General features: G+C 45.3%; 8 protein-coding genes. All 8 read left to right on the forward strand.

The genetic code is table 11. From position 1 onward, the window contains the following. Positions 1-100: 100 nt before the first annotated feature. Entirely contained in the window at positions 101-2,284 is a 2,184-nt protein-coding gene (locus tag CLOSA_RS09285) for an efflux RND transporter permease subunit (protein ID WP_013272510.1), read from the forward strand. Next, positions 2,271-4,508: a hypothetical protein gene (locus CLOSA_RS09290; RefSeq protein WP_013272511.1), complete on the forward strand. Its 2,238-nt coding sequence runs from the start codon at positions 2,271-2,273 to the stop codon at positions 4,506-4,508. Before CLOSA_RS09285 ends, CLOSA_RS09290 begins: the two co-directional genes overlap by 14 nt. Positions 4,509-4,721: 213 nt before the next feature. Beyond that, complete coding sequence (locus CLOSA_RS09295) at positions 4,722-6,050, forward strand: putative DNA modification/repair radical SAM protein (RefSeq protein ID WP_013272512.1); 1,329 nt, start codon at positions 4,722-4,724, stop codon at positions 6,048-6,050. Continuing rightward, positions 6,047-6,826 carry a TIGR03915 family putative DNA repair protein gene (locus CLOSA_RS09300; protein ID WP_013272513.1) on the forward strand — a complete coding sequence of 260 codons (780 nt, stop codon included), beginning with the start codon at positions 6,047-6,049 and terminating at the stop codon, positions 6,824-6,826. Before CLOSA_RS09295 ends, CLOSA_RS09300 begins: the two co-directional genes overlap by 4 nt. A 179-nt stretch (positions 6,827-7,005) precedes the next feature. Then, entirely contained in the window at positions 7,006-8,553 is a 1,548-nt protein-coding gene (locus CLOSA_RS09305; RefSeq protein ID WP_013272514.1) for a YifB family Mg chelatase-like AAA ATPase, read from the forward strand. Continuing rightward, the gene (gene dprA, locus CLOSA_RS09310) at positions 8,540-9,640 is read left to right on the forward strand and encodes a DNA-processing protein DprA (RefSeq protein WP_013272515.1); all 1,101 of its coding nucleotides are present in this window, start codon (positions 8,540-8,542) and stop codon (positions 9,638-9,640) included. The genes CLOSA_RS09305 and dprA overlap by 14 nt, the downstream gene beginning before the upstream one ends. Before the next feature lie 14 nt (positions 9,641-9,654). Then, complete coding sequence (gene topA / locus CLOSA_RS09315; RefSeq protein ID WP_013272516.1) at positions 9,655-11,724, forward strand: type I DNA topoisomerase; 2,070 nt, start codon at positions 9,655-9,657, stop codon at positions 11,722-11,724. Between the two features lie 132 nt (positions 11,725-11,856). Then, complete coding sequence (gene codY / locus CLOSA_RS09320; protein ID WP_013272517.1) at positions 11,857-12,672, forward strand: GTP-sensing pleiotropic transcriptional regulator CodY; 816 nt, start codon at positions 11,857-11,859, stop codon at positions 12,670-12,672. Positions 12,673-12,878 lie beyond the last annotated feature (206 nt).

Below are 12,878 nucleotides of genomic sequence, written 5' to 3' on the forward strand. Positions count from 1 at the left end.
TGATTATTGAAAGTTATCTACAAGAGTATTATAATGTACACATGTTCAAAAGTCAATAATATATCTATTAGTAGAATAAGGATGGGTAATGGAGGAAGCCATGAAAAAAAACAAAAGTTTATTTGATAAAATGGTGCATGTGATTGTGTACTGGGGAAAGGAAATAGAAACTTTTTTCTTTCTTGCCACCATCATCTGTGCAATTTGCTTTCCCTTTGTAAAGGTCAATTATGATTTGAGCAAATACCTGCCCCATTTCGCCCAGACAAAACAGGCACTGGATGTGATGGAGGATGAGTTCGGGTATCCCGGTATGGCCCGGATCATGGTAAAAGATGTAAGCCTTCAGGAGGCGAAAAAAATAAGACAGCAGATATCGGATCTGGATGGAGTGGATCTGGTCATAGGTCCGGATCTGACCACGGATGTTTATATGGGAGCTTCTTTTGTGAATCAGGGAATTACCGATATGATGTCTGTGGATGCCTTTTCCATGGAGGATTATTACCATGATGGGTATGCATTGATGGATGTGATATTTGAAAATGGAGATGACAGCCCTCTGACACGGGAAGGGGTTGACGCGATCTACCGCATTGTAGGAAAGGACCGAGGTTATTTTGCCGGAAGCGCTGTTTCCAGTAAGGAGCGTGAAGAGTCGATCACAAAGGAAATCACCATGGCCATCGGAATGGCGCTGGTGATCATATGGCTGATACTGACACTTACCACGACGTCCTGGATGGAACCTTTTTTATTTATTTCCGTTATGATTGTGGCCATCATCCTGAATATGGGATCCAACCTGATGTTTGGTACCATATCGTTCTTTACATTTTCCACGGCAGCGATTTTACAATTAGCAGTATCCATGGATTATTCCATATTTCTTTTACATACTTTTACGGCAATTAAAAATACCGGCGTTGAAATACATGATGCCATGGAATTGGCGGTTAAGGAGTCCTGCAGTTCTATCCTGGCAAGCGGGGCCACCACCATTGTAGGGTTTATAGTGATCGCATTCATGCGTTTTACCATTGGCAGAGACGTTGGATTCGTGCTGACCAAGGGAATCATCTGCAGTCTGGCTACCGTACTGTTCCTTATGCCAACTTTGATTCTGCACTTTAACGATAAGATTGAAAAAACAGCACATAAGCCTTTTCTTCCATCTTTTGACCGTTTTGCAAAACTGATGAACCGGATCCGTAAGCCTGTTTTCGTAATTGCCATATTTTTGGCGGTACCCTGTTATTTCGGTCAGAATATGAATGTTTTTTATTACGGTGATGATGCCATTGGCGCAGGGCCGGGAACCAGGGTTTATGAGGATACCAGGGCAATTAATGAGGAGTTTGGAAAATCAAACATGATCATCGGAATTGTTCCCAACGGCGATCTTGTAAAGGAGCGGCAGCTGACAGAGGCTTTGGAAGACCTGGATTTCGTGAATAATGCCATGTCCATGGCCGGGACAGTGCCAAAGGGCATCCCGGAAAGCTTTCTTCCGGATAAAGTAAGGGAACAGCTTCGAAGTGAGCGCTACGCCAGACTTTTGATATCTTTAAATACGGTACAGGAGAGCCGGTACGCCTTTGACTGCAGCCAGAAGCTGGAACAGGTGGTCAGGGAATATTATCCGGAGGATGCTTATGTCATAGGCATGACTCCCACAACCATTGATATCCGCGACATACTGACAGATGATTACAATAAGGTTTCCCTGTTATCCCTGGCAGGGGTGGCTCTGGTGGTCTTTGCTACATTTCAGTCTGTCCTGGTTCCGATCCTTGTTATCATACCCATTGAGGTGGCCATTTATTTAAATATGACCTTGCCATATGTGATGGGAGACAGCATGGTGTACATCGGTTATATCATTGTAAGCTGTCTGCAGCTGGGAGCCACCATTGATTATTCTATCCTGATGACCAATAATTATCTGGGCTTTCGAAAAACCATGAGCAACACAGATTCCGCCATGGCTGCTATATCAAAAAGTACCTTATCCATTCTGACGTCAGGAGGAATTCTTACGGTCGTAGGCTATCTTTTGTACTTTACGTCGTCAATTCAGGCCATTTCCCAGGTGGGACGCCTGGTAGGAAGAGGAGCGGTCTTAAGTATGGTTCTGGTTCTTTCCCTTCTTCCGGCTCTGTTAAGCACCTTTGACAAACAGATCCAGAAACAGCAGCTTCGTTCGGCGAGGAGGAAGGAAAAACGGCGTTTACGATACGGAAAAGTGAAAATAAAAGGAGAGAATGACCATGAAAAAGTATAATAGAATCCTGAGTATGGGCCTGGCTGCCATATTTTCCCTTCAACCGGTGTTGTCGGCTTTGGCTTCGCCGGAGGTGCCACAGTATGATGAAACACTTTATGTGACGATGGATCCTTATGGGGAGATAAAAGAAAGCAGCATTGTAAAGAATTACCAGATGAATGGAAACAGCAAGGTGGTGGATTACGGTACTTATGAGAAAGTAATGAACTTAACGGATCACTCAGAACCTGTCCAGGGAGATGACGGCTCGATTACCTTTTCGCCGGAAGAGACGGGAAGCCGGTTTTATTTTGAAGGCCGGACCAAAACAGAGAAATCCCAGCTCCCATGGGATATAAAGGTGAGCTACCGGTTAAATGGAGTGGAAAAAAGGGCGGAAGAGCTTGCCGGAGAAAAGGGACTGATTGAAATCAATGTGGATCTCATCCCCAACAAAGGGCTTTCCGACTATTACCAGAATAACATAGCCCTGATGGCAAGTTCCGTGGTGGATATGGATAAAAACTTAAGTCTGGAGGCGGAAGGAGCCCAGGTGCAGGCCATGGGAAATTTAAACATGGTAGTTTTCTTTGAACTGCCGGGTGAGGAAGGCCATTATTCCATACGCATCGGTTCGGAAGATTTTAAATTTCCTGGTATCGTTTTTGCCATGGTGCCATTGACTGTGAGCCAGCTGGATAAAGTTGCGGATCTAAGAGATGCCAAGGAGACCATGGAGGACTCCGCAGATGCCATCAGCGACAGCCTTGATGTGGTTTTAGATACCATGGGAAACATGCAAAAAAGCATTGAGGATACGGCAGATGGCATCAGGGGACTGGATAAAACAAGGCAGATTTTTGCTGATTCCAAGGGCAAGGTGTATGAGAATGCGGATGAGGCACTTGCAGCTTTAGACGGCCTGTCTCAGACCTTGCGGCCCTTTTACAACCACACCCAGAATGCTGGAAATGCCTTAAACGAAATCAGGACCCAGACAAATCATACGGTAGAAATTCTTGATGATCTGTCACCGGATCTGGGTGATTTGCAGGACAGTGTCCGCCATTTAAGAGATGAAGTAGATGAGCTGCGGAAAATGGCAAAGAACTCTCAGACGGATTTAAAATCCCAGGCATTTCTTGGGCAGGTAAAAAAGGTAGAAGAGCACTTATATACATTGACCGCTGAGCAGCAGAAACTTGCAAAGGCCCTTGCTTCCCTTGGGCAGACCCTTCCTAAACTGACGGCTCTGAATAATTCCTTAAGCAGCTCAGCAGCGGGAATTGAGGCCGGAGAATTGCAGGATTTGATCCAGGAGATTCAGGATGAAGGACTCATGGACGAAGATGAAATCTCCTCTTATTTATTTAATGAAAAAGGGTATTCTCTTCCGGAAATCAATGCACTGACCGGTTATCTGTCTACGGCGCTGGAAACCGGCCGGACAGCAACCCCCAGCAATGGGTCCAAGGTCATGGTGGAAGCGGCAGCTCCTCTGGCAGCGCTTCTTCCCCAGCTGGTTGACAGTGGTGCGGGACTGACCGGAGATCTGGGAAAAATGCTTGGGATGACCCAGGTACTGGTGGCTGATCTGTATTCCTTAAGAGGCCCGGTAAACGGAGTTTTTGACGGCGCCATGGGCATAGCTACGGCGGCAGGAAATATCTGTGATACGGCTGATGATCTGATCAACTCTGCCGATGAATTAAATGGTATTTTAAACCGTCACCATGATGAAATGATCACAACACTGAACGATGTTGGTAAAATGACTGACAGTGCTTCCAGGGGCATTGATTCCATGAATGTATTTTTCCGGTCCCTGGAAAACCAGATGAAGACGGTGGGGAATTCCTTAAACGGAAGTACAGAGAAAACCTTAAATGGCCTGGCCGGTACCTTGGATGAGGCCGGCAGCGGTTTAAACCAGACGGATGTATTGAGAAATGCAAAGGATACGATCAAGGGAATGATTGACGATAAATGGGATGAATATACAACGGATAAGACGACGATATTAAGTATCGACACGGAGGCTTCCCCGGTGTCCATAACCTCATCGAAGAATCCATCCCCCAGAAGCATTCAGATGATCCTGCGCACAGAGGAAATTAAGGCTGAAAAGGGAAAAGACGATGGAACTGTGGATGAAGATTTTCATCCCGACGGTAATATTTTCCATAGAATCGGATCTATTTTTAAACATATCTGGGAGACTGTCACCTCAGTTTTTAAATGACAGCATGCCATACCGGAACCGGCAGAAGAACATTAAGATGTATCATACATAAAAAAGCTTAAAGTTTATCTGAAAGCAGAGGAGAGAGGCGGATCAAGCGTTCTCTCTTTTTCTGCTGCTTTTTTATGATGAGAACATACATTCGAAAAAGCTTGAAAAAATAATCTGTCTATGCTACAATAAAGAAAAAGAACATGTGTTCGAGGTGTGATTATGCTGATTCAGGAAGAAATAAGTATTCAGGAAAAGCTTGAAATCTTATCAGATGCCGCAAAATATGATGTCGCTTGTACCTCCAGCGGAGTGGACCGCAAAGGAAAGGCGGGGACCCTTGGAAATACAACGGCACCTGGGATCTGCCACAGCTTTTCCGCAGATGGAAGATGTATCTCCCTTTTGAAAATATTGTTTACCAACCAGTGTATTTATGACTGTAAGTACTGCATCAACCGTTGCTCCAACGATGTGGTAAGGACTGCCTTTACTCCGGAAGAGGTATGCCAGCTGACGATCCAGTTTTACCGCCGCAATTACATTGAAGGACTGTTTCTCAGCTCCGGAGTTCTTTACAATGCTGATTATACCATGGATCTGATATACCAGACCCTGAAAAAGCTTCGGAAGGAGTACCATTTCCGCGGGTATATCCATGTTAAGGCCATTCCCGGCGCAGATCCGGTTCTCATTGAAAAGACGGGGTTTCTTGCGGACCGTATGAGCATAAATTTAGAACTTCCCACGGCTGACGGACTTAAGAAGCTGGCTCCTGGAAAGAGCAGGAGCAAGATCCTTACGCCCATGAAGCAGATACAGAAAGGAATCGCGGCTAACCGTTATGAGTTGATGGAATATGGAAAGTCCCCTTCTTTTGTACCCGCAGGACAAAGCACTCAGATGATCGTGGGAGCCACCGGGGAAAATGATTTCCAGATGATGATGGTAGCGGAGGCACTATATCAGAATTATGATTTAAAAAGAGTGTTCTATTCTGCCTTTGTCCCTGTCAATAAGGACAGCAGTCTGCCTGCTCTTCCCGGGGGACCTCCCCTTCTGAGGGAACACAGGCTGTACCAGGCTGACTGGCTCATGCGTTTTTATGGATTTCAAGCGGGGGAATTGCTTTCTGAGGACCGTCCTAATTTTAATGTGCTTCTGGATCCCAAGTGCGACTGGGCTTTGCGCCATCTGGAGATGTTTCCGGTGGAAGTAAACCGGGCAGACTATTATACGCTTCTAAGGGTCCCTGGAATGGGAGTGAAATCAGTAAAACGGATCATTGCAGCGAGAAGAAATGGACCTTTGGATTTTGATGCTTTGAAAAAAATCGGTGTGGTATTAAAACGGGCACTTTATTTTATCACTTGCTCCGGCAGGATGATGTATCCGGTTAAGATTGAGGAGGATTATATATCCGGCCATCTCATAGGTGAGGAACAGAGAAAGATTTGGGATATCGGTACAACGGGAACGTTTCGCCAGCTTTCTCTGTTTGATGACATGAATTTACCCGCTTTATCAGATTTTGGAGGAGTCAGGTTATGAAAACAGTCTATTTATGTGAAAACAATGTAGAAGGCATTCTAAGTGGCGTATATGCAGCCTGGACCGGCAGAAAGGGGCATAAGAATGTAAAACTGGGTCTTATGGGGAATGAGGACACCATGGAGCTGTTCTGCCAGTATGAGGAGGTTCCGGTCAATGCCGGGAATGCGGATAAAGTGGTGGAGGCTGTAAGGAAGAAGATATCGGAAGATGCCTATATTGCTGTGTACAAAGCAGCCTTAAGCAAGGACAAGGACCGTGCGGATAAAATCTACCGTTTCTTGGTTTACGGCTTTCATTTCGGAGCTGACATTGTCCACATGCTTCAGGTCCAGGAGGTATACGATATATTTCAAATATGCCGCCATATTGATCATGAGGCCCATCTGCTCACAGGCTTTGTACGTTTTGTGGAAATGGAGGAGGGCCTTTTGGTAAGCCGGATCGGTCCAAAGAATGATGTGCTTGTTCTTCTGGCTCCTCATTTTGCAGATCGTCTGTCAGGAGAAAATTGGGTTTTATACGATGAAAACAGGAAAAAGGCGGTTTTGCATCCCGCTCTGCGGCCGTGGTTTTTGGCTGATCTGATTTCGTCGGAATGGGAGGATCGAATAAGTAAAGCGTCGGATGAAGACGAATATGAAACACTTTTTCAGTGCTTCAGAAAAAGTATTTCCATAAAAGAAAGGACGAATCCGACTTGTCAGCGCAATCACATGCCACTTCGTTACCGGGCCTATATGCCTGAATTTTCCCATGGTTTAAAGGAGTGCTGAATCCTTCAGCAATTCTTGCATATCAGAAGATTGAGCGGCACCAGGGAAAAAAACCATTGCCTTTTTCCTTTATTTCGGCTATCATAAAAGCAGGTTCCGGTTCAGGAACATTCCAGATGCGTTTCTGCATATTTTCCAGACTTTTTAAGTGATACAGAAGGATGAAAGGAGAGGCGGTTTTGTATAGTAAAGTTCATAGCGTAGGGATTAAGGGAGTGGAGGGGGTTCCGATCCTGGTAGAGGCGGATGTCAGTGAAGGGCTTCCGGGGTTTTCCATGGTTGGATATCTCTCATCCGAAGTAAAGGAAGCCCAGGACCGGGTGAGAACGGCTCTGAAAAACTCCGGCTTCCGACTGCCTGCAAGAAAGATTACCATTAATTTATCCCCTGCCGACATCCGCAAGGAGGGGACTGCTTTTGATCTGCCCATTGCGGTGGCCATTCTCACTGCATCCGGCATGATAGCGCCGGGTGCTTTGATCGATAGTGTGATTTCCGGGGAATTGGGTTTGGATGGGCAAATTAAGCCTGTACGAGGCGCTCTCTCCATTACTTTGGCTGCAAAAAAGGATGGAAAGCGACAATGTTTTCTTCCCCGTGAAAACGTCAGGGAGGGCTTAGTAATAGAAGGAATAGAAATCATTGGAGTGGATCATCTGAAGGATCTGACGGATCTGCTGAATTTTCCGGAGAAGCAAAGAGCGGATTGTCATGGAAATGAATGGCTGAAGGGGCAGGAGGAGTTTTATGGTGCGGATTTTTCAGAAATTGGAGGCCAGTTGCTGTTAAGACGGGCCACTGAGGTGGCTGTGGCAGGTATGCACAACATACTTTATATTGGTCCTGCGGGAACCGGAAAGACCATGCTGGCTAAAAGGATCCCCACCATCATGCCTTCCCTGTCATTGGAGGAAGCCGTAGAAATATCAAAAATCTACAGCGTTTGCGGACTGCTTTCTCAGGAAAGACCCCTGATGACAATACGGCCCTTTCGCAGTCCCCACCATACCATCAGCCCTACGGCCTTGGCCGGGGGAGGGCGGATCCCAAAACCAGGTGAGATCTCCCTGGCTTCCGGAGGCGTTCTGTTTCTGGATGAATTACCCGAATTTGAGAAAAACACCATAGAGATTTTAAGGCAGCCACTTGAAGAGAGAAAAATAACGGTTTCCAGGATGTTCGGAGCCTATGAATTCCCGGCAGATTTTATGATGGCAGCTGCCATGAACCCCTGCGCCTGTGGATTTTTTCCGGATCGTACAAGATGCAGATGCTCTGAACAACAGGTACGCAAATATTTAAGCAGAATATCAAAACCTCTGTTGGACCGGATCGATATTTGTGCAGAATCAGGTGCAGTTACTTATGAAGAACTCCAGGAGAATAAAGGCGGAGAGTCTTCAGCCTCCATACGGGCACGTGTGGAGGGAGCAAGAAGGATCCAAAAAAAGAGGTTTGAAGGACAGGGAATGCACTTTAACAGCTCAATGAAAAAGGCTCAGATCCGGGAATTCTGCAGTCTCGGAAAGAAGGAACAGGAATTTTTAAAAAGTGTTTATGAAAATCTGGGTCTCAGTGTGAGAGGTTACGAAAAGATATTGAAGGTGTCAAGGACCATAGCGGATCTGGAGGGCTGTGATATAATCAAAAAGGACCATCTGGCAGAGGCGGTGGGACTGCGCAGTCTGGAAGGAAAATATTGGGGAGGAATTTATGGACAATCATGAAGAACGGGAGTATTTATTCTGGCTTTGCCATGTTCCGTCTCTTGGGGCAGTGAAAATAAAAAAACTGTATGATTACATTGGAGGCTATAAAAGAATATATAATATAGAAGGAAAAGAACTGGAACGTTCCGGGCTCTTAAATCAGACGGAGGCTTCCCTTTTTGAGAATATGAAAATAGAGATAGACGGCTGTAAATCGGAGCTGGCGGATTTGGAAAACAGAGGGATCCATTTTATCACACCTTATGACAGGGAATACCCGAAACGTCTTCTCAAAATTTATGGATATCCTATGGGAATCTTTGTGAAAGGAAAGGTGCCTGAGGATGATAGGCCTGCGGCTGCTATCATCGGAGCCAGAAACTGTACCAATTACGGAAAACAAATGGCCTCTTCCCTGGCAGCAGAGCTTTCCGGTGCAGGGATTCAGATCATCAGCGGCCTGGCCTGGGGAATTGACGGAGCAGGGCATCTGGGAGCCCTCAAAGCAGGCGGGGACACTTATGGGGTTTTGGGCTGCGGAATCAATCTCTGTTATCCAAAGGAAAACTTTGGATTATACCAGCGAATGGTAGACCAGGGGGGAATCATTACAGAGTTTTTGCCCAATGAAGCGCCGAGGCCATGTAATTTTCCCATGAGGAACCGGATCATCAGCGGGCTGTCGGATGTGATACTGGTAATTGAGGCCAGGGAAAAGAGCGGTTCTCTGATCACGGTGAACTTAGGACTTGAGCAGGGAAAAGATGTTTTTGCCCTTCCGGGAAGGGTTACAGATCCCTTGAGTGCCGGCTGCAACCGTCTTATTTCTGAAGGTGCCGGAATCTTGTTAGGTCCTGATTCTGTGCTGGAATATTTCAAATTACAGAGTGGTAATATATTAAGAGTTCATGAAAAAGATAATAACGGACTTGTCAAAAAAGAAAAAATGGTGTATAGTTGCCTAGATTTGCATCCAAAGAATCTGGAAGAGATTATAGCTTTAAGCGGATTGTCTGTCAGCGATTGTATGAGCACCCTTTTGGAATTAGAGCTTAAAGGCTGCGTTGTGCAGACGTCCCATCAATATTATGGAAAGAAACGATAGGCGAGGAGTTTGGTATGGCGAACTGTTTAGTAATTGTGGAATCACCGGCAAAGGTAAAGACGATAAAAAAGTTCCTGGGAGCGAATTATGAAGTGGATGCCTCTAACGGACATGTAAGGGATCTGCCGAAAAGCCAGATGGGAATTGATGTAGAGAATGATTTTGATCCGAAATATATAACAATCAGAGGAAAGGGTGACATTCTGGCTAAGCTTCGAAAAGAAGTAAAGAAGGCAGATAAGATCTATCTTGCAACGGACCCTGACCGGGAGGGGGAAGCCATCTCCTGGCATCTGATGAAGGCATTGAAGCTGGATGAGCTGAAGGATAAGCAGGTGTACCGGATCAGCTTTAACGAGATCACAAAGAATGCGGTTAAGGCTTCCTTAAAAACCCCAAGAGTCATTGATATGGACCTTGTAGATGCCCAGCAGGCCAGAAGGGTCCTGGATCGAATGGTGGGATATATGATAAGTCCTCTCCTTTGGGCAAAGGTTAAGAGAGGCTTAAGTGCCGGCCGTGTTCAATCTGTGGCACTGCGTCTGATTTGTGACCGGGAGGAAGAGATTGGTGCGTTTATTCCTGAGGAATACTGGAACCTGGAAGCAGTTTTAAAGCAGGAAGGAAGCAAAAAGCCTTTGATCGCAAAATTTTACGGTGACAAAGATGGCAAAATTCCCATCCGGAATAAGGAAGAGCTGGAAAAGATTCTGGCAGGACTTGAAAAACAGACCTACCAGGTGGAGGAAATCAAGAATGGGGAAAGGATTAAAAAGGCCCCCATACCGTTTACCACCAGCACCCTTCAGCAGGAAGCTTCCAAGGTACTTAATTTTTCGACCCAGAAAACTATGCGTCTGGCCCAGCAGTTATATGAAGGTGTGGAAGTCGCAGGACGGGGTACCGTGGGTCTCATCACTTATTTAAGAACTGATTCTACCAGGATCGCAGAGGAAGCAGATGCTGCGGCAAGAGAATATATAGGCAAGCAGTACGGAGGCCAGTATGTGGCAAATGGAGAGCAGCAGAAAAAAAGCAATGCAAAGATCCAGGATGCGCACGAGGCCATCCGTCCAACGGATATTTCCCTGACACCGGTTATGGTAAAGGAATCCCTTCAACGGGATTTATTCCGGCTGTACCAGTTGATCTGGAAGCGTTTTACAGCCAGCAGAATGCAGCCTGCCGTATATGAGACCACCTCAGTCAGAGTGGGAGCCGGTAAATATTTGTTCACTCTTTCCGCCTCCAGGCTGTCCTTTGACGGCTTTATGTCCGTATATGTACAGGAAGATGATAAAGAAGAAGCGAATGTGTTGCTGGGCAATCTGGAAAAGGGCAGCTTCCTTAAGTTGGATAAACTGGAGAGCGGTCAGCATTTTACCCAGCCGCCGGCCCATTTTACGGAAGCATCTCTTGTAAAAGCCATGGAAGAGCAGGGGATTGGACGTCCGAGTACCTATGCCCCTACGATAACTACCATCATAGCCAGGCGGTATGTGGCCAAGGAGAATAAAAACCTGTATGTGACAGAGCTGGGAGAAGTAGTCAACCGCATGATGAAGAAAAGCTTTCCAAGCATTGTTGACATCACCTTTACTGCCAATTTAGAATACCTCCTTGATAAAGTGGGAGATGGTTCCGTCCAATGGAAAACGGTTGTGAAGAATTTCTATCCGGATTTAAAGGAAGCAGTGGATAAAGCCCTTGTGGAATTGGAAACTGTAACCATTGCCGATGAGGTGACGGATGAGATCTGCGAGGTATGCGGACGGAATATGGTAATAAAGTACGGCCCTCACGGCAAATTCCTGGCTTGCCCCGGTTTTCCGGAATGCAAGAATACGAAGCCTTATCTGGAAAAGATCGGCGTTCCCTGTCCCAAATGCGGAAAAGAAGTGGTAATAAAGAAAACCAAAAAGGGAAGAATCTATTACGGATGTGAAGCAAATCCGGAATGTGATTTTATGTCCTGGCAGAAACCCTCTACGAAGACCTGCCCCAAGTGCGGAGCATATATGGTAGAGAAGGGAAGCAAGTTGCTTTGCTCAAACGAGCAATGCGGATATAGCACTGACAAATAGGAAAAAGAATAATAATTAAGAAAATCGAAAATCTTCAAAAAACTATTGTTATTTGAATATAATAATGTTAATATTTAATCATTAGAGGTGTATTTTAGATTTTCACATAAATTCTTAAGGAGGTTTTCGGCTATGAGCGTACAGTTGTTGGACAAAACTAGAAAAATTAACAAATTATTGCATAACAATAATTCGCATAAGGTTGTATTTAACGATATCTGTGAAGTGCTGACCGAGATCCTGAATTCGAATATTCTTGTGATCAGCAAGAAGGGAAAGGTGCTAGGCATTGGCCTGACACCGGACATCGAGGAGATTCAGGAGCTGATCGCGGACCAGGTTGGCGGCTATGTAGATACAATGTTAAACGAGCGTTTGCTCAGCATTTTATCGACCAAGGAAAACGTTAATCTGGAAACGCTGGGTTTCACTGGTGACAATATCAGAAAATACCAGGCAATCATCACACCAATTGATATTGCGGGGGAAAGGCTTGGAACCCTGTTTATTTATAAATCCGATTCCCAATACGATATTGACGACATTATACTCAGTGAATACGGTACAACAGTGGTAGGCTTAGAGATGATGCGTTCGGTTAATGAAGAGAATGCAGAGGAAACCAGAAAAGTGCAGATTGTCAAGTCCGCGATCAGTACCTTATCTTTTTCTGAATTGGAAGCCATTACCCATATCTTTGAGGAACTGGATGGAAACGAGGGAATTCTGGTGGCCAGTAAGATCGCCGACCGGGTAGGAATTACCCGTTCCGTTATCGTCAATGCTCTTCGGAAATTTGAAAGCGCAGGAGTGATCGAATCCAGATCCTCTGGCATGAAGGGAACTTATATCAAGGTATTAAACGACGTCGTGTTTGATGAATTGAAAGCCATTAAAGCCGGAACCATTAAAAATATGACGGAGCGCCGGGATATCAAAGAACTATAAAATCCAGTGTCGGAGAAAAAAGAGCAGGTGGAAAAAACTGCTCTTTTTTTATAAAGCCAGGAGAAAAGACTCTTACCAAAAGGACTGCGGTTCAGCCCTCCAGTCCATGAAATCCGGTTGATTCAATAAATCACAAATTCTGGCAGAATATGTTTGTTTTGCACATAAAATATAAAAAAATACTTGCAACGTGTAGAAAGATATGC

The organism is [Clostridium] saccharolyticum WM1 (assembly GCF_000144625.1).
Taxonomy (GTDB): domain Bacteria; phylum Bacillota; class Clostridia; order Lachnospirales; family Lachnospiraceae; genus Lacrimispora; species Lacrimispora saccharolytica.

Excerpts from the sequence above, each read along its gene's own strand:
- CLOSA_RS09295 (WP_013272512.1), top strand. The coding sequence starts at position 4,722 with ATGCTGATTCAGGAAGAAATAAGTATTCAGGAAAAGCTTGAAATCTTA.
- CLOSA_RS09300 (WP_013272513.1), top strand. The coding sequence starts at position 6,047 with ATGAAAACAGTCTATTTATGTGAAAACAATGTAGAAGGCATTCTAAGT.
- dprA (WP_013272515.1), top strand. The coding sequence starts at position 8,540 with ATGGACAATCATGAAGAACGGGAGTATTTATTCTGGCTTTGCCATGTT.
- CLOSA_RS09285 (WP_013272510.1), top strand. The coding sequence starts at position 101 with ATGAAAAAAAACAAAAGTTTATTTGATAAAATGGTGCATGTGATTGTG.
- topA (WP_013272516.1), top strand. The coding sequence starts at position 9,655 with ATGGCGAACTGTTTAGTAATTGTGGAATCACCGGCAAAGGTAAAGACG.
- CLOSA_RS09290 (WP_013272511.1), top strand. The coding sequence starts at position 2,271 with ATGAAAAAGTATAATAGAATCCTGAGTATGGGCCTGGCTGCCATATTT.
- codY (WP_013272517.1), top strand. The coding sequence starts at position 11,857 with ATGAGCGTACAGTTGTTGGACAAAACTAGAAAAATTAACAAATTATTG.